Source organism: Bacillus sp. CH_70 (assembly GCF_038007045.1).
Lineage (GTDB): Bacteria > Bacillota > Bacilli > Bacillales > Bacillaceae_G > Bacillus_A > Bacillus_A cereus.
Window position 1 is genome coordinate 4,262,280 of the sequence record NZ_JBBOWL010000001.1, and the last position, 23,320, is coordinate 4,285,599.

Consider the following 23,320-nt stretch of genomic DNA (forward strand, 5'->3'; position numbering starts at 1 on the left):
ATAGGCAAAAAGCTAGAGGTTCCCCTAGCTTTTTACGTGTTTTAAATATCCTCTTTGCGCGATCATAAAGTAAATGGCAGAAGCTAAAATGTATGCTCCAATTACAAGCGCACCTGATTTCCACAAATTAATATAAAGCATTTTCCCTAACGTATGAAGAGCAAATCCACTATGAATGGAACCGATTAAAATTGGTATAAAGAAGATAACTCCCATTTGTCGAATCGCAATTTTGCGAATTTCTTTATCTGTCATACCGATTCTCTTTAACGATTTAAATTGAATGCGATCTTGTTCTTTATCGTTAAACCATTTAAAGTATGTCATACTACAAGCGAAGAAGAAGAATAGTACCGCCACGAAGAAACCGATGAACATTGTAATCGCTCCACCTTCTCTTATATCCTTATACGCAAACACTGAATTTCTCAATTCTCCTTGCTTTTCTGGTGCAATTTCATTTTTCAAATCTAATACAAGATCTTCTGTACTTTTCCAATCCTCAATATAATAACCGTAATATTTCGTCTTTTCTTCATCTGGTACGAGTTTTGCATACTTCTCAAAATCTTGATCATTTACAACGAGATATTCACTATCATTAAAAACAGAATACTGCGTTGGATTATTTAATTGAACAGACTGCTTTTGTCCGTTAATTGTAAATTCATACGGTTTCGTGCGGTCTAGCTTCATCAGTTCATTTGACATATCAACCATAACCATTGTTGCACTACCTGGTGCATTATGAACTTCTGTAGGTTGCTCTCTCTTTTGTTTGCGCACTTCCGTATTATATTCTTTTTCTGAAATAATCGTCATCGGTACTTCATGTTCACTATTAAACAACGTTATTTTCTGTGTTGCCGGTAGTTTAACGTAGGTTACTTTTCGCGCTTCTTCAAACCCATGTCTCTTCACAAGCTCCTGTACCTTTTCTTCATTAATAAGGCTATGCGTATTTAACCCCTTTTCCTCATATGAAATAGCGTGTGGTGTAAGTTCTACCGTTTTCGCACTCAAATTTTCAAAATATACGTAAAGCGTGCCAACTGCCGAGGATACAACCGCCGTAATAATAGAAATTACAAATAGAAAACGAGCATTATCTTTCATTTTATAAATAAGGTTACTAAGGACGAACATATTTGGGTACGTATAAAAAGATTGTTTTCGTTTTTGCAATGCTTTTAATACGACTGTACTACCTTGTGTAAATAGTAAATACGTTCCGCCAATTGTCAGTCCTACAACCGGTAAAAAGAGGATGAGGAAATTCAGAAACGTTACTTGGAAGCTAAGTACATACGCAGCAATAATACATCCTATACCAACTACACATAACCATGTAAATGCAAACGGCTCTACTTTTTGCTTTCTTGCTTCTCTTAATAAATCAATAATTTGCAAGCGTCCGACTGTCCAAACACTAAACAATGATAGGATTAAAAATAGGATAAAGTATACACCAGCTGTAATAAGAATTGCTTTACTATTCCAAACGAGTGGAAGTGTCTTATCTATTTTCAATAATACGCTTAACGCTTGGAAAAATAATTTTGAACAAAGCATTCCAGCCCCAATACCAACTACAATTGCAATACTACCTAACATCAGTTGCTCTAATATAATCATTCGGCCGAGCTGCGATTTCGTTCCGCCTATTAATGTTAGTAGACCAAACTCTTTTTTTCTTGCTCGTAAAAACGTTGAATTTGCATATAAAATAAAGAGTGCCGAGAAGATGACCACAATATAATTCATCGATTCTAATCCTTTTGTGATCATCTTTCTCATACTAATATTACCGCTTACGACATCTGGATGATAAATAAAAGAAGCATACATGAAAAATACGACAATCGATAAACAACTACTTATAAGAAACGCTTTATAGTTACGCCAATTTCCTTTTACGTTATTAAGCGCGAGCTGGCGAAAGTTCATGATATTCTCCTCCTAGCATCGCAAGTACGTCCAGAATTTCTTGGAAAAAGGCTTGTTTCGTTCTTCCTTTATGTATTTCCGAGAAAATTTCCCCATCGCGTATGAAAAGGATACGTTCACAATAACTAGCCGCTACTGGATCGTGCGTAACCATTGCAATCGTTACTTTCTTTTGCTCGTGTAAATCTTGCAGAGCGCCCATTAGCGATTTCGCTGACTTCGAGTCTAAGTTTCCAGTTGGCTCATCTGCTAAAATTAACGTCGGTTCATGAATGATTGCTCTCGCTGCTGCTGCACGTTGTTGTTGTCCCCCAGATACTTCGTATACTTTTTTATTTAAAATTTCTTCGATGTTTAAAAACTTCGCAATTTCCAGTACTTTCGCATCGATTTCATTTACAGATTTCTTCGCCATTACAAGTGGTAAAATAATATTTTCTTTAATGGATAACGTATCAAGTAAATTAAAATCTTGAAAGATGAACCCTAAATGTGTACGGCGAAACTCCGCTAATTTTGCAGCACGCATTTGATTAATTTCTTCACCATTTACAAGCACATGACCTGAAGTTTGCTTATCAATTGTTGCTAATAAATTTAAAAGCGTCGTTTTCCCGCTTCCTGAAGGACCCATAATCCCTACAAATTCGCCTTCTTCTATTTTAAAATTTATATCGTTTAAAGCAGTCGTCGCTACTGAACCTTTTGATTGGTACACCTTCGTTAATCCTTTTACTTCAAGAACACTCATTTCTAATCCCCCTATGTGTTTTCTTCTTACATTTACTATAAGAAAAATAAGAAAAAGAAACGAGTGATTTCCCTTACAAAACGTTTTGTTATCTTACAGTTTTGTCATTTTTCTCATCAATGTATGATATTCTTCATCTTTTGCAAATTGGAACGTGAATGTTGTCCCTTCTCCTTCAGCCGATTGAACATACATTCCATGATGTAAATTATCGCAAATTTCCTTCGTAATATATAAACCCATTCCAGTCGCTTCTCTCGTTTTACGGCCATTTACCCCCGTAAAGAATGGATCAAATATGCGCTTTACATCTTGCTCTGGAATACCGATTCCATTGTCCTTAATATGTAATAACACCTTTTGGTCTTTCTCTTCAATTTGAAATTGAATTTCTTTTTTCTCTGCCGCTGAAATTTTTGTATACTTAATTGCGTTTACAACAATTTGACCTATAGCAATACTTAGCCATTTTCTATCAGAGGCAACCATACAAGTATCTTCTTCAAACATCACTTTCGGAAATACAGACGATTGAATGAAGGATTTCCGATTTTCATTAATAATACCTCGCACGACATCTATAACATTTACTACTTCTACCTTATAATCTTTCGCAAACTGCTCTAGTCTTGCCATATGTAACGCTAAATCTAAACCATTTAGTATACGGTTATTTTCTTCACGAATACTTTCAACTGTTGCTCTTGCCTCACGATGCTCTTTGCCAAACTTTTGCAGCAATAATTCAATAACAGATACTGGTGTTTTCATTTGGTGAATCCATTGGTTCATAAATATCATTTGCTGTTGCTCTTTCGCATGCTGTTTATGAACTTCATTCATATATTGCTGTCTTAATAACGTAAAAGATTCAACGACCATTTCTTGCTCTAATGTATAAGATTCATCAATAAGTAAAGAGTCATGTAATGTATTTCCGCCAGTAACATACTTTTTGATACTCTTTAAAAACACACTCCGTTTTCGGTAATCGTAAATGAGGTATACAGTAAACACAACTGTTCCTAATAAAAGTCCATATAACCACGTACTCCAATCAATGGATTTCTTTTCTAAAAGACTTTGCAACTGCAAAACAAGCCCAAATAAACAAAGGCTAACAATATAAGAAAGAATTAAAGAAAAACGGTCCATGAGGTAATTTTTAACCTTCATGCCCTTCGCCCCACTCTGTAAGAAGCGCATAACCATATCCACGTTTCGTTACAATTGCATTTTTAATGCCTAGCTCTTCTAGTTTCTTCCTTACACGTTTTACATTTACGGTTAATGTATTATCATCCACAAATGCTACTTCATCCCATAGAGCTTCTAACAGTTCTTCACGCGTTACATATTGATTCACCTGTTTCATTAAACACTCTAATAAGTAAAACTCATTTTTTGTCAGTTCAGTTTGTTGTCCCTGCCACTCAACGATATGCTGGGACGGGAATAACAACAGTCCATTTACACCTAAACAATCACTCTCAGCAGCAGAGGCATACTCTCCATAGCCACGGCGAAGCGCACTCTTCACCTTTGCCATTACGATATCTAAATGGAATGGCTTCGTAATATAATCATCGCCGCCATTTTCAATCGCCATTACTTGATCCATTTCCCCTGTTCTTGCAGAAACAAAAATAATCGGCGCATTGGATACAGTACGAATTTGACGACACCAATAAAAACCGTCAAAGTACGGTAAATTAATATCAAGTAACACAAGATGAGGATTTATTTTTACAAACTCATCTTTTATATGACGTAAATCACTTGCTCTAAATGATTGATAGCCATACCTTTCTAAATGCTCCTCTAATATTCCCGCAATTTTCTCATCGTCTTCTACAATTAATATTTTATACATGTTCTTTTTCTCCCCATAAAAGAATTCTTCTACATTTACTCCTTTTTCCATTATAAATTGAAAATTTAATTAGTGGGGATTTTTTCCTATATAAATCCGATTTTTACGATATAAAAAAAGACTGCCGTATTTCGGCAGTCTTAATCGATAAATTCAAATTCATATTCAAGAATTTTCACAATATCTCCGTCTTTTGCACCACGTGCACGAAGCGCTTCATCGATACCCATTCCGCGCATTTGACGAGCGAAACGACGTATAGATTCATCACGTGAGAAGTCTGTCATCTTGAATGTTTTCTCGATATCGTAACCAGAGATAACAAACGTGCCATCACTTTCACGTGTAATTTCAAATTTAACACCTTCAGTATCAAATTTGTACATTACACTTGTATCAGACTCATCCGCAACTTCATGTATTGGGAATTCTGGTGTTGTTTCTATTAAGTTTGCTACTTCAAACAGTAAGTCACGAACACCTTGTCTTGTTACAGCTGAGATTGGGAAAATTTTTACTTCGTCTCCCACTTTCTCTTTAAATGCTTGTAAGTTTTCTTCTGCATCTGGCATATCCATTTTGTTTGCAACAACAACTTGTGGACGCTCAGTTAAGCGAAGATTGTATTCTTTTAATTCATTATTAATCGTTACGTAATCTTCATATGGATCACGGCCTTCTAAACCAGACATATCAATAACATGCACGATTACACGTGTACGCTCAATATGACGTAAGAATTGGTGTCCAAGTCCGACGCCAGCATGTGCGCCTTCAATTAGTCCTGGAAGGTCAGCCATAACGAAGCTGCGGTTATCACCAGTTTCAACAACACCAAGATTCGGAACGATTGTTGTGAAGTGATACTCTGCAATTTTCGGACGCGCTGATGATACAACAGATAATAATGTAGATTTACCTACACTTGGGAATCCAACAAGTCCAACGTCTGCTAGTACTTTAAGTTCTAGAATGACATCACGCTCTTGACCTGGTTCCCCGTTCTCAGCGATTTCTGGCGCTGGGTTCGTAGCTGTTGCGAAACGTGAGTTACCACGGCCACCACGGCCACCTTTTGCAATTACAGCAGTTTGTCCATGCGTTACTAAATCGGCAAGAATTTGACCAGTTTTTTCATCTTTTACTACTGTTCCTGGCGGAACCTTTACAAGTAAATCTTCAGATTTACGCCCGTGCTGACCTTTACTCATTCCGTGCTGACCGCGATCAGCTTTGAAATGACGTTGGTAGCGGAAGTCCATTAATGTACGTAAGCCTTCCTCAACTACGAAAACAACATCTGCACCTTTACCGCCGTCGCCACCTGCTGGGCCACCTTTAGGAACATACTTCTCACGACGATACGCAACCATACCGTTACCACCGTCGCCGCCTTTTACATATATCTTGACCTGATCTACAAACATTATTTCACCACACTTTTTTCAATTGGTTGTAATATAACTGAGACTTCTTCGTCTCGCACTGTATAAGAAATGGAATACCATTTATTGTTTTGGGTCGCAAGCCAATTCTGTAGTTCTTCTACACTCGTTAGCTTACCACGAAAATCAAAAAAGAAACGAGCATTCTCCGCGTCACATTCAATTGTGATACAAACATAATTTTCAACATATACGTCTAAACTATGCTGAAGCATTGAGAAAAATTGATTCGTCCATGTACATACAGTCTCATCTAAGTGAGATAAGTTATGTAATTTCCCTAATACTTCGTACTCCAATAAGCACGGCTGCTGTTTCCAATTATATGTTAAAATCCACTCTGAAAATAAAGGCATTGATAGCCCCATCAGATTGGATTCTTGTCTCGCTTCTTGGACAAAACGATCGATGAGACTATGAATTTCTTCCACTTTTCCAAGTGAAAGGTTTCCTTTCACCATCTGCATACGATTGAGCCAATCATGTCTTGAATGGCGCAATGCATCTATAATTGTCCATTTTTCATTCATTTAGATACCCCTTAATATAGAAAAACTCTAACCTGCACTCAGGTTAGAGTTTTCCGTGAGTTCTTATGCTTCTTGAGCAACAGGATATACGCTCACTTGTTTGCGGTCACGGCCAAGACGCTCAAAGCGTACTACGCCGTCAACTTTCGCGTATAAAGTGTCATCGCCACCACGACCAACGTTAACACCTGGATAAATTTTTGTACCGCGTTGACGGTAAAGAATTGAACCACCTGAAACCGTTTGACCATCTGCGCGTTTAGCACCAAGACGTTTTGACTGAGAGTCACGACCGTTCTTTGTACTACCTACACCTTTCTTAGATGCGAAAAACTGAAGATCTAATCTTAACATACGTTACACCTCCTGCACTTTTTCTATTAAACGGATATACTTTCCGTAATCAAGTTCGATCGTCTTAAGCGAAACAACCAATCCTTCTAAAAGTATCTGTGCTTTTTCTGCTGAATGAACGTCTAAATCATTAGGCAATTCATACGTTAAGAATCCGCCATCACTTCCGAGTTCAATAGTTGCCTGCACATTACAAAGTTCTTCCACTGCATTTATAGAACCAAACACAACCGCTGTAGTTCCAGCACAGACAAGGTCTTGTCCATGTGGCGCATAATCGGCATGTCCAGTCATTTTAAATGATTGGATACTTCCTAATTTCGTGCGACTTATCGTAATTTTAATCATGTTAACCAGAATTAAGCGTTGATAGCTTCAACAACTAGCTTAGTGTAAGGTTGACGATGACCTTGTTTCTTACGATTGTTCTTTTTCGCTTTGTATTTGAAAACGATGATTTTCTTAGCGCGACCTTGTTTTTCAACTTTCGCAGTAACTGTTGCACCTTCTACAACTGGGCTACCAACTTTAACGTTTTCACCACCAACGAAAAGAACTTTGTCAAAAGTAACAGTTTCACCAGCTTCAACATCTAATTTTTCAATGTAGATTGCTTGACCAGCTTCAACTTTAATTTGTTTTCCACCTGTTTCGATAATTGCGTACATACTTGCACCTCCTCTTAATTACTAAGACTCGCCAAAAACGAGGTAGACATAAATGCCTTTAGGGAACCTGTCTTGTGCGGTTGTAGCATATAGCCGTTTAGGTGCTATAAACTATAACATAAAGATGTTACCATAATTCATTGAGTATTGTCAATGAATCTTCTACTAACTATTTTTTCCGTTCTACAATTTCTTTTTTACTTCCAAAACGGATAATAGCGTACTTTTCGATAATATCATCTTTGAAATAAATTTCAAATGGAATATTTTTTTGTAATTCTTTTTGCAAAAATTGTTTTTGCAGTTCTTTAGGCGCAGCGATTAATACTGCCTCATCCTCTATGTTGCCATATGTGATTAATTCTCTCTCTAGCTCATACGCAATTGTTTCATACGACATTACATAACCCGTCGCTTTGCAAGATACACACTCTTCTAGTAATACGTCACGTAAAGAATGTTTTTTACGTTTTCGTGTCATCTCCAAAATTCCTAACTCAGTAAATCCAAGTACTCTTGTATAAGTACGATCATCTTTCATAGCAGCTATGAGACATTCTCTTACCTTTTCTTTATCTTCTCTTTTTTTCATATTAATAAAATCAATTAATATCATACCACCAATATCACGAAGTCTTAATTGGCGTGCAATTTCTTCAGCTGCCATCTCATTTGTGCGAAGTACTGTATCTTGTAAATTTTGTTTTCCAGTAAACTTGCCCGTATTCACATCAATTACAGTCATCGTCTCCATTTGCTCTACAATTAAATAAGCACCATTTGGAAGCCACACAATTTTTTGGAGTGCTTTCTCAATTTCACGCTCTATTCCAAAATGGTTAAACATCGAAGACTTTTCATTATAAAAAGATACTTTTTCTTTTCCAACTTTGTCTTCTAACTCTTTTACTATACTTCTTGTATCTACAACTACTTTTTCAATTGTTTCAATTGGATTCTCTTGAAATACACGATCTAAAAAGGTCGCCGGTCGATGAAGTAATAACGGCGCCTTTCCTTGATCCTCTTTTCTTTTTAACTCTTCATACAACTGTTGTAACCCTTGCATTTCAGCTTGTATTTCTTCAATTCCCCCTTTTTCAGAAGCAGAGCGGAAAATGTAACCTCCCGTTCCTTCTACTTCAATTTCAAGTAACTGTTGTCTTCTTTTATTATTTTTTATTTTCCGAGAAACAGCTCGCATCTCATCAAACGGCATATAAACGACATATTTCCCGGTAAATTCTATATTCGCTGTCAATTTAGGCCCTTTCGTATCAATTGCCTCTTTCACAACCTGTACGAGTATCGCTTGCCCTTCATGTATACGATAAGAAGGTGGTACATCATCGTATGAAAGATACGCATGTTTTTCTAAACCTATATTTACAAAAGCTGCGTTCATTCCAGCAATTGTTCTTACGATACGTCCAACATAAATATGCCCAACAATCTCTTGCTCTTCATTACGTTTCCATAAAAACTCAACAATCTTTTTCTTCTCTTCAATTGCAACGCGCTTTTCCGAACCAGCGTAATTCACATATAACGTTTTCAAAATTATTTCCTCACTTTATAATCTTCTTTGCTTTTACAATAATAAAAGGTTAGTGCTATCGTCAACACTAACCGATTAATTCTTCAACTGATGAGGTTGTTCGTTTTTCAGTAAAATATGCATAGAGCAATTCATTTTCATCCAATGTGTAATGCTCTTTATATTTTCCACGGACGATAATAGAATGCTTATATCCTCTACGAAATTTTGTGAATATCTTATATAAATGATCTTCTGATTGCACTTCAATAGGTGCAATCTTTTCAATTCCTCTTTTATTTCCATAATAACGTTCTAATAAAAAACGCATAAATGCATACCGTCTTTGTTTCCACTCTTGATATAACGACACTGCCAAAAATATGAGTAGTACCCACATCATAATATTGTTACTATTCCAGAGCAACTGCCATCCTAATATTACACCAAAAAAAACACATGACAATTTCATCATCTTTTCATGTGCTTGTAAATAAGGAAAACGATATGATAGTATATTAAACAATACTTTCCCGCCATCTAACGGCCAAATAGGGAGTAAATTAAACGCTAAAATAATTATATTATTCCACATAAAGAAATAATATAAATCTGCATTCAACCAACCGGCTTCAAACAACATATAACCTACCAGCATCATCCAAACATGTTGAATCGGCCCTGCAATTACGACAACAAGTTCCTCTTTCAATGACTTATTACCATGTTCCTCAAGCTCGGCCACGCCACCAAACGGCAAAAGCTGAATTCTTTTTATACGCCAATTATAGTGTGCTGCTGCAATAGCATGCCCAAGTTCATGAATAAGAACGATACAAAATAACAGCAGTAACTCTTTAAAACGTGCAGTAAAAATACCAATGACAATAATAACCCAAAATAATGGATGCACGGAAATTTTCGTCAAAACGTCTCTATATTTAATCAAATGATATCACCTGGATCGGATCAATAAATTTTTCATTCTTTTTTATCGCGAAATAAAACTTTCCATTTTTATCATTTGTATCATTACTCACCGTTCCAATTTTTTGTTTCTTTGAAACGTAATCATATAATTTCACTGACATATCGTTTAAGTTTGCATACCATGACTCCGTACCATCTGCATGTTGAATTTGAACTGTATTTCCAAGTTCCTCTTTCTTACCCGCAAAAACAACTAATCCTTCATTCACTGACTCAACCGTTGCATTTGTAGCTGTTTGGACAAATACACCTTGGCCATTTTTTTGAAACCCTTGCATTACCTTTCCAGAAGCGGGAATTGCATAATCTTTTTGCTGAATACTTCCTTCTTTTTTCTCGTTTGGCGAATAGAATACGAGCGGTTTTCCAAATTGCTTTTCGTACCATTTCGCTACAGTAGCAAACTGAAATTCCTCTTTCATCACTTTTTCTGTAACAGCTTTAGCTCCATTGAATGAAGAAGGAGCATTCTTATATAAAATAGCAACCGAAAGAACTAATATTGCCGATAATAAAACTTTGAAGAAAAAGACTTCCTTTCGAAATAAAGGATGCATTTCCTTTTCTCCATCTTCAATAACTACTGTTTCGCTATCAAAATTCCCTCCGGTAAAATACTGTTCTTCCTCCATCCTTTCTTGCTCGGCCTTCCTTTTTGCAATCCGCTTTTTAATTTCTTCTACGCGTCTATTCTTCATACTGTCTCCTTTCTTTCGTTAAGCTAATTTCAATAGAAACAGTTGTATACAGTTTGTACATATGTATGAGCTAAGAAAGAAAGATATTCGTGTGAAGAAAAAAGAAAGCACCTCGCATATGTGCGAAGTGCTCTTAACGGATTCCAAAGAAGTTTTTCACCTTTGCAAATACCGATACCTTTTCTTGTTCAAATGCTTGTAATGGTACATTCTCACCTAACAAGCGTCTTGCAATATTACGATAAGCCAACGCTGCTTTTCCGCTTGGTTGCAACGCCACAGGTTCACCTGTATTTGTAGCTCGAATAACTTCATCGTCATCTTCGACAACACCAAGAAGCTCAATTGACAATGTACGTACAATTTCATCAACATCTAACATATCCTGTTCATGAAGCATATGACTACGTACACGGTTAATAACAAGTTTCGGTGGTTCAATATCCTCTTTTTCTAAAAGCCCAATAATACGATCCGCATCGCGCATTGAGGATACTTCTGGAGTCGTAACAACGATTGCTTTATCCGCACCAGCTACCGCATTTTTAAATCCCTGCTCAATCCCCGCAGGACAATCGATTAATATGTAATCATAATCTTGACGTAATACTTGTATTAATTCATCCATTTGTTCAGGTGTTACCGCTGATTTATCACTCGTTTGTGCTGCAGGTAATAAATAAAGATCATCAAAACGTTTGTCTTTAATAAGAGCCTGAGGTAAACGGCAACGCCCTTCAACGACATCAACAAGATCAAATACAATACGATTTTCCAGCCCCATTACTACGTCTAAATTTCGAAGACCGATATCTGTGTCAATTAAGCACACTTTCTTTCCAGATAACGCTAGGGCCGTACCAATGTTCGCAGATGTAGTAGTTTTACCTACTCCGCCTTTTCCAGATGTAATTACTATTGCCTCTCCCACAGCTATACAATTCCCCTTTCTAACTTTGTTAAATTAGGTCTAAGATGAGTGAGAAGTTGCAGGCGATCGACAACAATGTGATTGTTCTCATTAATATACGCACATTCTGCCGCCTCCACTCCGTCTTCTTTCTCTTCCGGAGCCCGCATTGCCACATCACTAATTCGAAGTTGCATCGGGTTCATAACAGATGCAGCGATTACAGCATCTGAATCCCCATAATACCCAGCATGTGCAATTCCTCTTAATGATCCTACGACAAAAATATTCCCCCCAGCGATAACCGTTCCGCCTGGATTAACATCTCCAATTAACAACAAATTTCCTTTTACATGTAAAACTTGTCCAGAGCGAACAATTTTGGAAATAGGGACAATTTCTGTTTCTTCTTTCCAAGCTATTGCTTCTGCTTTAGTGATAACATCACTTTCAATTGAATCCACAACAAGATTCTTTTTATTACGAATTAACGTACGAATCTCTTCTTGTTGGACTTCTGTTAAATAACGATTTCCTACTTTCACATGCACTTCAATTAAAGAGCGCCCATCACCATCGTAGTAATGTGTAGAAAGTTTTTCGTCTAATTCCATCAATAATTCTGAGAATGAACAACAATCATCTAAATGAAGCGTTATCCCATCTTTTGTCCCTTTTATCGTTACATTTTGTTGCTTTTTTTCTTCCACTAAAGTTCACCCCACCGATTCAATTCGACATAAAATTAGAAAATCCTTTTTTCTTTTTCTTCCATCGCTTTTGAAAGACGCACTATATATCGTCTCAGTGGGAAACAAACTATCAATAAGAAAATAGCATTTAACAATAAAGTAGAAAGGAGACGATCTGTGAAAAAGACATGCGCTGGCATATGAGTACGTCCTAACAAAGTTAAGAATCCATACACATAATACTCTAGTGCTACAATGCTAGCTAATATGATAGAAACAACAATAAATAAATTCAATTGTAATACTTTCATCACACTATAAACTAAATAAGCTAAAATCGGATAAGCAAAAATATATATCCCGACAAGTTCTGTGTATACGGTATCAAATAAGAAGCCAAATAATAGTCCGTAATAAATCCCTTGGACCGGACTATAATACACTGTAATAAAACATAAGACGATTATAAAGAAATGCGGTGCTGCTATACTGTCTTTCCAAAACACATCCGTTGGAACAACAGTAGCAAACATATTTTCAAATAGAAACACAAAAAGGAGCAAAAGAGGAAGAGCTGCTCTTTTTAATATCTTCATCATCTCTTCTTCTCCTCCTATTCTAATGGCGCTGAAGGTGTTGCACGTTTAGCAACCGTAATATGCTCTACGTCATTTAAATCAGCGGCAGGTTTTACATAAGCTGTTTTTGTTAAGCCATATGCATCCGGCTGAACATCAACGATTTTTCCAATTACAAGACCTTTCGGGAAAATATCACCAAGTCCAGATGTTACAACTAGTTGATCTTTTTCTACCGGTGCATCAGAGCCAATCTTTGTGAAAAGAAGTAATTGTTTTTCTTTGTCATAACCTTCAATCAAACCAAAGATTTTCTCTTGCCCTTGTACAATAGCAGAAACGCGATTTGTTCGGCTCATAGAACTTAGTAATTCTACTGATGATGTAAACTGAGATACACTTTTCACTCTTCCAACTAACCCTTGTGAAGTTACTACAGCCATATCTTTTTTAATTCCTTGCTGTGCCCCTTTATCAATTCCAATTAAATCGTACCATTTATCTGGATTACGAGAAACAACAGTAGCTGGAATTTCAGTATACCCGCTATTTAACTCTTTTTTACCAGTTAGCTCTTGTAGCTTCTTGTTATCATCTTCTAGTTGTTTTACTTTCCCTGATAGACCTGCATAATTATCTAATTTTGCTTTTAATTCTTTATTCTCTTCATACGTGCGCTTTACATCTTCTACATTTTCGAAGAATCCAGCTACGTATTTCGCTGGCTTTTGGAATACACGTTCTACAACACCGACAGTGTCTTTAACAAACTGCTCTGGCCATGTTAAACTGTTCCGTTCTTTCAATGAGATTCCAATCAATGCCACGAGAAGAATAATACTAACCAACAAAACAATTAATCTTTTGTTTAAGAAAAACTGTGGCACGTTCACACCCTCTTAATTTCACTGATTTTTATTTTGCAATATTATCGAGCAGCAGTTTTGAAAAGATCGATATTGTCTAATGCTTTACCTGTTCCAATTGCTACGCAATCTAATGGATCTTCTGCAACAAGAACTGGCATTTTCGTTTCTTCACTAATTACTTTATCTAAATTACGTAGTAATGCCCCGCCGCCTGTTAATACGATACCGCGGTCCATAATATCAGCCGCTAATTCAGGTGGCGTTTTTTCTAACGTATTTTTAACTGATTCTACAATCGCATCTACTGTATCTTTTAATGCATCTGCAATTTCTTCTGGCTGAATTAGTACTGTTTTTGGTAAACCACTTACTAAATCACGACCGCGAATTTCCATAGGCTCGATACCTTCTGGCTCGCCTGCAGAACCAATTTCTAATTTTAATGCTTCAGCTGTTCTTTCACCAATCATTAAGTTATAGCTTTTCTTAATGTACTGAATGATTGAATCATCCATATCATCACCAGCAACACGAACTGACTGGCTTGTTACAATACCACCTAAAGAAATAATTGCAACTTCTGTTGTACCACCACCGATATCAACAACCATACTACCAGTTGGTTCCCAAACAGGTAAGTTTGCACCAATTGCTGCTGCAAATGGCTCTTCGATAGGGTAAGCATCACGAGCACCCGCTTGACGAGTCGCATCGATTACTGCACGTCTTTCTACAGCTGTAATACCAGATGGTACACATACCATTACATACGGCTTACGTGAGAAGAAACCGTTTGATTTTTGAGCTTGTTGAATGTAATATTTCATCATTGTTGCAGTTGTTTCATAATCAGCAATTACACCGTCTTTCATCGGGCGAAGTGCCACAACGTTCCCTGGTGTACGACCAATCATTTGTTTTGCATCGCTACCTACAGCAACGATTTGTTTCGTATCAGTTTGTAACGCAACTACTGAAGGTTCACGTAAAACTACACCTTTTCCTTTTACATATACAAGCGTGTTCGCAGTTCCTAAGTCTATTCCAAGATCGCGAGTAAATCCACCAAATCCAAACATATTATTTATCTTCCTTTCTTGTTTTCACGGACTCATTTTTTCTTACTTTATATTATAAAAACAGTACGTTTTTTATATCTTTATCCTTTTTGTAGATAAATTTCTACAAAAAACTCATAAATCACATTATAAAACAAAATAAGTAAAAAGCATAGTCTTAAATATGACCTTTTTCCTTTAAACTCACGAATTTATGGTCACCTATTATAATATGATCAAGCACTTCAATTCCGATAATCTGACCGCATTCTACTAAGCGTTTTGTTACTTCAATATCTTCACGGCTCGGCGTGGGATCTCCTGAGGGATGGTTATGAAGACATATGATAGAGGCTGCTGCACGACGGAAGGCTTCTTTAAAAACTTCCCTTGGGTGTACAATTGACGTGTTTAAACTTCCAATAAAGATCGTTTGCCTATGTATAACTTGATTTTTTGTATTTAAATATAAACAAACAAAATGCTCTTGTTGTAAAAAGCGCATTTCTTCCATCATGTATTTCGCACAATCTTCTGGACTTCGAATACTATATCTATTTTGATATTCTAAACGTACCATTCTTCTGCCTAGCTCAAAGGCTGCCATAAGTTGCGATGCCTTTGAAATCCCAATACCATGTATACTAATTAGCTCTTCTAATGTTGCATCTTTCAACATACGTAAGCCATCAAATTGGTGTAAAATTTTATCTGACAACTTTAAAACTGTTTCTTCTTTAGAACCTGTTCTGAGTAACACTGCGAGGAGTTCTCGATTTGATAAACTTCCAGCACCTTCTGACAATAAACGCTCCCGTGGTTGTTCTTCTCTTACAACATCACGAATACCGTTCATCTCTCCACCCCTTTATTTGTTCTCTCAAAGAAAACCCCATGCAATTTTACGCATGGGTTACATCAATATCAAATTGTTTTAATTCTCGAACGAGACGTGCAATTGGTAAGCCAACTACACTATAGTAGTCCCCTTGAATATGTTGAACGAAAATAGACCCTTTACCTTGAATCCCATAACTACCTGCTTTATCAAGAGGTTCTTTCGACGCAACGTATGTATCAATTTCCTCTTCTGTTAATTCCCAAAACGTAACTTCTGTACGCTCATAAAAAGTAACCGTTTTTTCTTTTGATATAATCGCAACACCTGTATACACTTCATGTGTTTTCCCAGATAGTAATTGTAACATCTCTTTCGCCTCATCCTCATTAGAAGGCTTACCAAGGATACGCGACTCATATGTAACAATTGTATCTGCACCTAACACAATGTGATCACTATTATTTTCTGCAACCGCTGATGCTTTTTGCAAGGCAAGCGACATTACAATATCAGAAGGCGATGAATATGCACCAATTGTTTCCTCTACTTCACTTACAACGATTTCAAATGGCACGCTAGCTAACTCAAGCAATTCCTTCCTCCGAGGTGACCCTGAAGCTAAAATTATTTTTTTCATATTTTCTCCTTCCTTTCTCACATGAAGCAGAACAATTTATATCAATCGTATCAAAGGAATAGTTTGCCCACAAATGAAAGAAATATTAATTTCTCTAACTAAAAATAACACTTCTTTATTGCATACGATTATATTCCTGTCATAGAGAAAGCACTTTGCTCTAAATTCAAAAGAAAAGAAAGAAGTACATGTACTTCTTTCTTACTCATTTTATTATCCTATCATTTCACTTTCTACGAAACAATTTTTTCATACGAGAGTAAGCCATCAATAATAACTTGATTTAATTTCGCCAAAGATTCCTTATCCATTTTCCCATCTTTTACTGTTTGTACAGCTACCGACGTATACATATACAGTTTCTTTGCTTCTTCTCGCTTCATACTTTTCCCTTCTTTTTCAATCGCTTTCCATTCTTTTTCAATCACTTCTATATCTTTTGCGCTGCTTTTTCCACCAACTTGTACGCTAGAAGCATATTTTGCTAAATGAGTATATAATGGCTGCACTTTTGTTAAAAATGTTCCTACTTCTTTATCATCTTTCAGCAATGCTTTATCTGTTATATCCCAGTTCTTTTTTAAAACGGAGACACCATCATTTTTATACTTAGTCATCAATTGATTTATAGCCTGTTCATCGCTAGCAATACCAACAACTATTGCATACTTATCCCCGCTCGGTCTCAAAGCACCAATGCCCCCATTGCCTTTCCATTCTTCAAGAGCTGCCTGTCCCTTTTCTTCAGAAGAATAAAGCCCCCCTTGAACAAAGAATAATTTCATCGGATCCAATGACGTTCCTGTCTGCGCCTTTTGTTTTTCTTCTTTCGGTGCTGGTGTTTGTTCTGCCGTTCCACCCACCTTTGATTCTCCATTTCCAGTCGGCCTTGAAGCAGTTACTTCACTTCCTCCTGTTGTTCCTTGTCCAGTAAGTAAATGAAGCATCCCCATTCCAAACGTCGTACCGATAATAATTGCGGTTGCAACGATTGCAATTAATGTATTACTCCACTTCTTTCGGTATTTTTCTACAGACACTGATTTCGCTTTTTGAAACGGAACAACATTTTTAGGTCGTTCACTTTCTACTACCATCCATTCAAATTCATCTTTCTTCTTTTCCTCATACTTCGCTTCTGTTCCATTCACTTTCACTGAGATCGTTCGTGATTGCTTGTCCATACACTCACACCTCACCTCTTATCGTTGTCCGCATCATATCATATTCATTTCACAAAAAAACGAGATATTTGTCAGAGGAATTCGCCAAATAACCCTATATATTTATCTTATATGTATGCATTTGACTTCATTTGTAGAACAAAAAACTAGATAGCAAAGACTATCTAGTTTTTCTCTCGAATATATTTTCGAACTTCAGAAATGAAATAAAGAGAACCTGTTATGATAAAAACATCATTTTCCCCTATCATTTCAACTTTTGTATCAATTGCCTCTTTCCAATTTTCAAAAACTAATTTTGATTCTTTTTGTGAATATGATGCAAGCTTGTCTGCAGAAATAGCACGATCAAAGGCGAATGTTGTAAAAATCATTTCATCTGCAATGGTTTCTAATCCGCCTACCATGTTATGCAATTGTTTATCACCAAGGGCAGTAAATAAAATTATTACATTTTTATCTTTGTAATGCGCTTCTACTGTTTTCACAAGGCTTTCGATACCTTCTGGATTATGAGCACCATCTATAATAATATCCGGGTTACTTTGTAGCTTTTCAAAGCGCCCAATCCAATACGCTTCCCGTAATCCCGTTCTTATTCCCTCTTCCTCAATTAAAAATGATAAATATGTTTTTACATACATTACTGCCATAAGTGCTAGCGCTGCATTTCCTACTTGATGAATACCTTTCATTGAGATTTGCAAATCTTCAAATGCGGTAAAAGGACAAGTAAAATCAAACTGTTCCCCATCTTCGTTAGACTGTTTATGTAACGCTGTAAAATGCTTGCCAAGTTCGTATAAGTTTGCATGGTTTTCCTTTGCAACATTTTGAATGACTTGCAAAGCTTCTTCATCTTTTACACCAGTAATTACCGGCACACCAGACTTAATAATCCCCGCCTTTTCATATGCAATTTCTCCTAGTGTATTCCCTAAAATATGCATATGATCGTGACCGATATTCGTAATAATCGTGAGAACAGGGTGTATAACATTGGTAGAATCAAAACGTCCACCGAGCCCTGTTTCAAATAAAACAACATCACAGAAATTGACTTTACCGAAATAGCAAATTGCCATAACAGTAATAATTTCAAACTCAGTCGCTTCCCCTAAATCCGTTTCATCTAGTTTTTCCACGACTGGTTTTACCATCTTTACGAGTTCAGTAATCTCTTCATCTGCAATTGGTGTTCCATTCACACTAATGCGTTCATTAAATGTTTCGATGTAAGGGGAGGTAAACGTTCCTACCTTATATTTCGCGCCTTCTAACATGTAACGCATATATGTTAACGTTGAACCTTTTCCATTTGTACCAGCAAGATGAACACATTTTATATGACGCTCTGGATTTCCGAGCTCTTCTAGCATCCAATTCATTCTTTCTAATCCTGGTTTAATACCAAATTTCAATCGGCTATGAATCCACCCTATCGCTTCTTCGTATGTATGTATCACGTATGCTTTTCCCCTTTCAAAAGACAACTTTCATAGTTCTATTATACGCAAAGAAAAGAGACTCACCAATATAGTGAGTCTCTAAAAATATTTTTACTTTTCAAGATCTGCTAGACGTTGACGAACTGCTTCGCGTTTTTCTAGGTAATCTTGCTCTTTCGCACGCTCTCCTTCAATAACCGCTGCAGGAGCTTTCGCTACGAAACCTTGGTTAGAAAGTTTCTTCTGTACACGTTCTACTTCTTTATCGAACTTCTCAAGTTCTTTCTCAAGACGAGCTCTCTCTTCATCAAGATTGATAAGATCAGCTAACGGTAAGAATAACTCTGCACCTGATACGATTGCAGTCATTGCTTTTTCTGGCGCTTGTAAGTCCGTTTGAATTGTTAATTCGCTTGGGTTACAGAAACGCTCAATGTAAGAGCTATTCTTCGTAAGTTGAGCAAGTACAGCCTCATCTTTTGCTTTAATTTGCATTTGAACTTTTTTGCTCATTGGCGTATTTACTTCTGCACGAATGTTACGCACAGAGCGAATGATATCAACTAGAAGGTGCATTTCTGCCGCAGCTTCCGTATCTTGTAAATCTTCGCGAACTGTTGGCCACGCAGCTACTGTAATAGATTCGCCTTCATGCGGTAAATGTTGCCAAATTTTCTCTGTTACGAATGGCATGAATGGGTGTAATAGACGCATTGTTTGATCTAATACGTAAGCTAAAATAGAACGAGTCGTTTTCTTAGCTGCTTCATCTTCACCGTATAGTGGAAGTTTCGCCATTTCAATGTACCAGTCACAGAAATCATCCCAAATGAAGTTGTATAATGAACGACCAGCTTCACCGAACTCATATTTATCCATGTTACGTGTTACACTCTCGATTGTTTCGTTTAAGCGAGTTAAGATCCACTTATCTGCAACTGATTTTTCACCAGTTAAATCGATTTCTTCATACTTCATATCATCCATGTTCATTAATACGAAACGTGATGCGTTCCAAATTTTATTAATGAAGTTCCAAGTAGATTCTACTTTTTCCATGCTGAAACGTAAATCTTGACCTGGTGCACTTCCTGTTGATAAGAAATAGCGCATTGCATCTGCACCGTACTTCTCGATAACATCCATTGGGTCAATACCGTTACCAAGAGATTTACTCATCTTACGACCTTGCTCATCACGAACTAAACCGTGAATTAATACATCTTTAAATGGACGCTCGCCTGTAAACTCTAAACCTTGGAAAATCATACGAGATACCCAGAAGAAGATGATGTCATAACCCGTTACTAGTGCATCTGTTGAATAGTAACGTTTGAAGTCTGCTGAATCTTCATTTGGCCAACCAAGTGTTGAGAATGGCCATAGCGCTGAACTGAACCATGTATCAAGTACGTCGTTATCTTGATTCCAGTTTTCAATATCTGCTGGTGCTTCTGTACCTACGTATACTTCACCAGTTTCTTTATGGTACCAAGCTGGAATACGGTGCCCCCACCATAATTGACGAGAAATACACCAGTCATGAATATTTTCCATCCATCGTAAATATGTGTTTTCAAAACGCTCTGGTACGAACGTTACTTTTTCTTCTTCTTTTTGTTGAAGCGCTACTGCTTTTTCAGCAAGTGGAGCCATTTTTACGAACCATTGTGTTGATAAGTAAGGCTCAACAACTGCACCGCTACGCTCACTATGACCTACTGAATGCATATGTGGCTCGATTTCTACTAATACGCCAGCTTCTTGTAAGTCTTTCACTAATTCTTTACGGCATTCGAAACGATCCATACCGTTATATTTACCAGCTTTTTCGTTCATCGATCCATCTTCGTTCATTACTAAGATGCGTGGTAAGTCATGACGGTTACCTACTTCAAAGTCGTTCGGGTCATGAGCTGGTGTAATTTTTACAACGCCTGTTCCGAAGTCTTTTTCTACGTACTCATCAGCAATAATCGGAATCTCACGGCCTACGATTGGAAGTGTAACTGTTTTTCCGATTAAATGTTTGTAACGATCATCTTCTGGATGAACTGCTACCGCTGTATCACCAAGCATCGTTTCTGGACGAGTAGTAGCAAGGCGAATGTGACCTGAACCGTCTGTTAACGGATAGTTCATATGGTAGAATGCACCTTGAACTTCTTTATGAATTACTTCAATATCAGAAAGAGCTGTGCGTGTTGCTGGATCCCAGTTGATAATATATTCACCGCGGTAAATTAAGCCTTTTTCGTATAATTGAACGAATACTTTATTAACCGCGTCAGATAAACCTTCGTCTAATGTGAAACGTTCGCGAGAATAGTCTAGTCCTAAACCGACTTTCCCCCATTGTTGACGAATGTGAGAAGCGTACTCTTCTTTCCACTCCCAAGCTTTTTCAAGGAATTTCTCACGGCCAAGATCGTAACGTGAAATACCTTCTTCACGAAGTTTTCCTTCTACTTTCGCTTGTGTTGCGATACCGGCATGGTCCATTCCTGGAAGCCATAACACATCGTAACCTTGCATACGCTTCGTACGAGTTAAAATATCTTGAAGAGTTGTATCCCAAGCATGACCTAAGTGTAACTTACCAGTTACGTTCGGAGGTGGAATTACAATTGTATACGGTTGTTTCTTCTCGTCTCCTGTTGCTTCAAAATATTTGCCTTCAAGCCACCATTGATAAAGGCCTTCTTCAACGGACATATGATCATATTTAGTTGGTAAATTCTTTTCCGTGTTTGACATTATTTTCCCTCCTTAAAATAAAAAATGTCCCTCATCCAAAAAGGACGAGGGACATCGCGGTACCACCTTTATTTACAAACAAATTCATAATTTGCTTATACTCTTAATTTGATAACGGACAAATCCGTCTTTTCCTAATGAGAACTATTCTGTTCAGAAAAGATGCTCCAGGGCTACCTTCTAACATAACTATCTAGAGAATCTCCCAGCTACTGATTCTCCTCTCTGAAGACGTTTCATGTTATACTCTTCCCCTTCAAGGCATTTATATGATTGTTAATTATTATATACAATAGTGTAAAAAACGAAACCTTATTCGTCAAGATAAATTTAAAACTATGGCTTTTCGGGTGAATACAAAAAAGATAAGTAGCATTCTCTACTTATCTTCTTTATCCCGCTATTTGCGGGCAGTAAGACCCCCACCTCAAAATTCAACTGAAGCAAAGAAGTTAGATGGGAGCCACCCACTGATTAAAGTTTCACTTTACCCGTTCCCTTGCTGGGCAGCTTGTAATTGTGACAGGAAATATTCTATATTGCTAACAAGCCAATGCGATTGTTGCAAACTCTTTACTCCGCGCAGTTCATTTTCCTCGTTGCGATTATCTCTTCTTTTCTTATAAGACCCGATTTGCCGAATAAATTGCGATGGATACGTCATATACGCAAACATAAGTAGTTGCTCTTCTTTCGTAAAAGGGAAATTTTTTTGATACATTTGAAACCATTCAAACCGATCACTTCTTGCGATTGGATATGTGTTTAAAGACCGTGAATAAAAACCTACTATATCTTGCACAGGCGTTGCAAACTTCGATTTTTCCAAACTAATAAAATAGCCATTTCGCTCATAGTCAAATAAAAAATGATTAAGTGACACGTTACCATGCACAAAAGTAATACGTGTTTTCTCTTTTTCTTTCATCGCATCGTTCCACTCATTTAATTGCTTCGTTGCAAATTCACGCGCTCTCATTACATGATGATAGTACGTACAATATTGTAATTCAAACGGGGACATATACCATTTTGATTCAGATTCTACGAGAAACTCTTCTAACATCTCACCATCATTTTCCCAGCGATCGGATATAGTTGTATAATGTTTTTCTAAATCTTCTTCCGTATATGTTTCTTCCTTCACAGTTTTTTGATGCAACGTTCCAAGTGTCTGAAACATTTTATGGTATTGATCATTATCCTCGCCGTTTCCTTCTGCACGTTCTAACCAAGGCATTAAATAATAATTATAGGTCCCGTCACTTAAAATATAATTTCCATCCGTCGCGTGGTATATAGGTACATAATTTGAAAAACCTTTCTCCTTCAAATATTGAATATGATGCAGAAAATTATTCCGCTCTAACTTTCTGCCTTCTATTTTCTTGAGTGCATATGGACCTTGATTCGTATAAATTTTCATTACGCTTCCGTGCTCTTCCATATGCTGCGTATCCAATCTATATTGCCTCACGATAGGTTCATAGTGATTTCGTAATTCAATATCCATACGAATAACCCTTTCTATTCAAAACATAGCCTCTAAGAAA

The 23,320-nt window shown here is 37.0% G+C and carries 23 protein-coding genes and 2 other annotated features; all 23 genes read right to left on the reverse strand.

All coding sequences use genetic code 11. From position 1 onward, the window contains the following. Positions 1-24: 24 nt before the first annotated feature. Positions 25-1,947 carry an ABC transporter permease gene (locus N2V79_RS21765; RefSeq protein ID WP_340720211.1) on the reverse strand — a complete coding sequence of 641 codons (1,923 nt, stop codon included), beginning with the start codon at positions 1,945-1,947 and terminating at the stop codon, positions 25-27. After that, positions 1,922-2,698 (reverse strand): ABC transporter ATP-binding protein, encoded by a 777-nt coding sequence (locus N2V79_RS21770; RefSeq protein ID WP_000114529.1) that lies wholly within the window; start codon positions 2,696-2,698, stop codon positions 1,922-1,924. Before N2V79_RS21770 ends, N2V79_RS21765 begins: the two co-directional genes overlap by 26 nt. A gap of 93 nt (positions 2,699-2,791) precedes the next feature. After that, positions 2,792-3,874: a HAMP domain-containing histidine kinase gene (locus N2V79_RS21775; RefSeq protein WP_069356239.1), complete on the reverse strand. Its 1,083-nt coding sequence runs from the start codon at positions 3,872-3,874 to the stop codon at positions 2,792-2,794. Further along, positions 3,864-4,571: a response regulator transcription factor gene (locus N2V79_RS21780; protein ID WP_002082113.1), complete on the reverse strand. Its 708-nt coding sequence runs from the start codon at positions 4,569-4,571 to the stop codon at positions 3,864-3,866. The genes N2V79_RS21775 and N2V79_RS21780 overlap by 11 nt, the downstream gene beginning before the upstream one ends. Positions 4,572-4,711: 140 nt before the next feature. Continuing rightward, on the reverse strand, positions 4,712-5,998 hold the full coding sequence (gene obgE, locus N2V79_RS21785) for a GTPase ObgE (RefSeq protein WP_000497127.1): 1,287 nt from the start codon (positions 5,996-5,998) through the stop codon (positions 4,712-4,714). Continuing rightward, positions 5,998-6,546: a sporulation initiation phosphotransferase B gene (locus N2V79_RS21790; protein WP_001003587.1), complete on the reverse strand. Its 549-nt coding sequence runs from the start codon at positions 6,544-6,546 to the stop codon at positions 5,998-6,000. The genes obgE and N2V79_RS21790 overlap by 1 nt, the downstream gene beginning before the upstream one ends. A 63-nt stretch (positions 6,547-6,609) precedes the next feature. Continuing rightward, entirely contained in the window at positions 6,610-6,900 is a 291-nt protein-coding gene (gene rpmA / locus N2V79_RS21795; protein WP_000944957.1) for a 50S ribosomal protein L27, read from the reverse strand. Positions 6,901-6,903: 3 nt separating this feature from the next. Continuing rightward, positions 6,904-7,248 carry a ribosomal-processing cysteine protease Prp gene (locus N2V79_RS21800; protein WP_197233251.1) on the reverse strand — a complete coding sequence of 115 codons (345 nt, stop codon included), beginning with the start codon at positions 7,246-7,248 and terminating at the stop codon, positions 6,904-6,906. An 11-nt stretch (positions 7,249-7,259) separates the two neighbouring features. Then, entirely contained in the window at positions 7,260-7,568 is a 309-nt protein-coding gene (rplU, locus tag N2V79_RS21805) for a 50S ribosomal protein L21 (protein WP_000270907.1), read from the reverse strand. A gap of 14 nt (positions 7,569-7,582) precedes the next feature. After that, positions 7,583-7,660 (reverse strand) — a sequence feature (ribosomal protein L21 leader region). Positions 7,661-7,737: 77 nt separating this feature from the next. Then, the gene (locus N2V79_RS21810; protein WP_168410194.1) at positions 7,738-9,126 is read right to left on the reverse strand and encodes an Rne/Rng family ribonuclease; all 1,389 of its coding nucleotides are present in this window, start codon (positions 9,124-9,126) and stop codon (positions 7,738-7,740) included. Between the two features lie 67 nt (positions 9,127-9,193). Further along, positions 9,194-10,054, reverse strand: coding sequence for a stage IV sporulation intramembrane metalloprotease SpoIVFB (spoIVFB, locus tag N2V79_RS21815; RefSeq protein ID WP_000599064.1), 861 nt, complete (start codon positions 10,052-10,054; stop codon positions 9,194-9,196). Next, positions 10,047-10,793, reverse strand: a complete 747-nt coding sequence (gene spoIVFA / locus N2V79_RS21820; RefSeq protein WP_000797475.1) for a stage IV sporulation protein SpoIVFA — start codon at positions 10,791-10,793, stop codon at positions 10,047-10,049. Before spoIVFA ends, spoIVFB begins: the two co-directional genes overlap by 8 nt. Before the next feature lie 133 nt (positions 10,794-10,926). Continuing rightward, entirely contained in the window at positions 10,927-11,724 is a 798-nt protein-coding gene (gene minD / locus N2V79_RS21825) for a septum site-determining protein MinD (RefSeq protein WP_000503309.1), read from the reverse strand. A 2-nt stretch (positions 11,725-11,726) separates the two neighbouring features. Next, positions 11,727-12,413, reverse strand: coding sequence for a septum site-determining protein MinC (minC, locus tag N2V79_RS21830; protein ID WP_340720212.1), 687 nt, complete (start codon positions 12,411-12,413; stop codon positions 11,727-11,729). A gap of 35 nt (positions 12,414-12,448) precedes the next feature. Continuing rightward, a complete protein-coding gene (gene mreD / locus N2V79_RS21835) occupies positions 12,449-12,994 on the reverse strand; it encodes a rod shape-determining protein MreD (RefSeq protein ID WP_000975765.1) in 546 nt (181 codons plus the stop codon). A gap of 14 nt (positions 12,995-13,008) precedes the next feature. Then, positions 13,009-13,860 (reverse strand): rod shape-determining protein MreC, encoded by an 852-nt coding sequence (gene mreC / locus N2V79_RS21840; RefSeq protein ID WP_001135487.1) that lies wholly within the window; start codon positions 13,858-13,860, stop codon positions 13,009-13,011. A 41-nt stretch (positions 13,861-13,901) separates the two neighbouring features. After that, positions 13,902-14,921, reverse strand: a complete 1,020-nt coding sequence (gene mreB / locus N2V79_RS21845) for a cell shape-determining protein MreB (RefSeq protein WP_000466736.1) — start codon at positions 14,919-14,921, stop codon at positions 13,902-13,904. 157 nt (positions 14,922-15,078) lie between these two features. Beyond that, complete coding sequence (radC, locus tag N2V79_RS21850; protein ID WP_053563605.1) at positions 15,079-15,756, reverse strand: RadC family protein; 678 nt, start codon at positions 15,754-15,756, stop codon at positions 15,079-15,081. A gap of 46 nt (positions 15,757-15,802) precedes the next feature. Further along, positions 15,803-16,378, reverse strand: coding sequence for a Maf family protein (locus N2V79_RS21855; protein WP_029443367.1), 576 nt, complete (start codon positions 16,376-16,378; stop codon positions 15,803-15,805). A gap of 233 nt (positions 16,379-16,611) precedes the next feature. Further along, positions 16,612-17,562 carry a hypothetical protein gene (locus tag N2V79_RS21860; RefSeq protein WP_023523114.1) on the reverse strand — a complete coding sequence of 317 codons (951 nt, stop codon included), beginning with the start codon at positions 17,560-17,562 and terminating at the stop codon, positions 16,612-16,614. A gap of 164 nt (positions 17,563-17,726) precedes the next feature. Continuing rightward, positions 17,727-19,028, reverse strand: a complete 1,302-nt coding sequence (locus N2V79_RS21865) for a bifunctional folylpolyglutamate synthase/dihydrofolate synthase (RefSeq protein ID WP_340720213.1) — start codon at positions 19,026-19,028, stop codon at positions 17,727-17,729. A 93-nt stretch (positions 19,029-19,121) separates the two neighbouring features. Continuing rightward, positions 19,122-21,767, reverse strand: a complete 2,646-nt coding sequence (locus tag N2V79_RS21870; protein ID WP_000072222.1) for a valine--tRNA ligase — start codon at positions 21,765-21,767, stop codon at positions 19,122-19,124. Positions 21,768-21,804: 37 nt separating this feature from the next. After that, positions 21,805-22,036 (reverse strand) — a binding site (T-box leader). 218 nt (positions 22,037-22,254) lie between these two features. Continuing rightward, positions 22,255-23,280 (reverse strand): spore coat protein YsxE, encoded by a 1,026-nt coding sequence (gene ysxE / locus N2V79_RS21875; RefSeq protein ID WP_078401071.1) that lies wholly within the window; start codon positions 23,278-23,280, stop codon positions 22,255-22,257. Positions 23,281-23,320: the final 40 nt, after the last annotated feature.

Coding starts and splice junctions, on each gene's coding strand:
- obgE (WP_000497127.1), bottom strand. CDS start 5,998: ATGTTTGTAGATCAGGTCAAGATATATGTAAAAGGCGGCGACGGTGGT.
- N2V79_RS21790 (WP_001003587.1), bottom strand. CDS start 6,546: ATGAATGAAAAATGGACAATTATAGATGCATTGCGCCATTCAAGACAT.
- N2V79_RS21765 (WP_340720211.1), bottom strand. CDS start 1,947: ATGAACTTTCGCCAGCTCGCGCTTAATAACGTAAAAGGAAATTGGCGT.
- N2V79_RS21780 (WP_002082113.1), bottom strand. CDS start 4,571: ATGTATAAAATATTAATTGTAGAAGACGATGAGAAAATTGCGGGAATA.
- mreB (WP_000466736.1), bottom strand. CDS start 14,921: ATGTTTGGATTTGGTGGATTTACTCGCGATCTTGGAATAGACTTAGGA.
- rplU (WP_000270907.1), bottom strand. CDS start 7,568: ATGTACGCAATTATCGAAACAGGTGGAAAACAAATTAAAGTTGAAGCT.
- N2V79_RS21855 (WP_029443367.1), bottom strand. CDS start 16,378: ATGAAAAAAATAATTTTAGCTTCAGGGTCACCTCGGAGGAAGGAATTG.
- rpmA (WP_000944957.1), bottom strand. CDS start 6,900: ATGTTAAGATTAGATCTTCAGTTTTTCGCATCTAAGAAAGGTGTAGGT.
- N2V79_RS21870 (WP_000072222.1), bottom strand. CDS start 21,767: ATGTCAAACACGGAAAAGAATTTACCAACTAAATATGATCATATGTCC.
- radC (WP_053563605.1), bottom strand. CDS start 15,756: ATGAACGGTATTCGTGATGTTGTAAGAGAAGAACAACCACGGGAGCGT.
- N2V79_RS21775 (WP_069356239.1), bottom strand. CDS start 3,874: ATGAAGGTTAAAAATTACCTCATGGACCGTTTTTCTTTAATTCTTTCT.
- N2V79_RS21800 (WP_197233251.1), bottom strand. CDS start 7,248: ATGATTAAAATTACGATAAGTCGCACGAAATTAGGAAGTATCCAATCA.
- mreD (WP_000975765.1), bottom strand. CDS start 12,994: ATGATGAAGATATTAAAAAGAGCAGCTCTTCCTCTTTTGCTCCTTTTT.
- spoIVFA (WP_000797475.1), bottom strand. CDS start 10,793: ATGAAGAATAGACGCGTAGAAGAAATTAAAAAGCGGATTGCAAAAAGG.
- ysxE (WP_078401071.1), bottom strand. CDS start 23,280: ATGGATATTGAATTACGAAATCACTATGAACCTATCGTGAGGCAATAT.
- N2V79_RS21860 (WP_023523114.1), bottom strand. CDS start 17,562: ATGGACAAGCAATCACGAACGATCTCAGTGAAAGTGAATGGAACAGAA.
- N2V79_RS21770 (WP_000114529.1), bottom strand. CDS start 2,698: ATGAGTGTTCTTGAAGTAAAAGGATTAACGAAGGTGTACCAATCAAAA.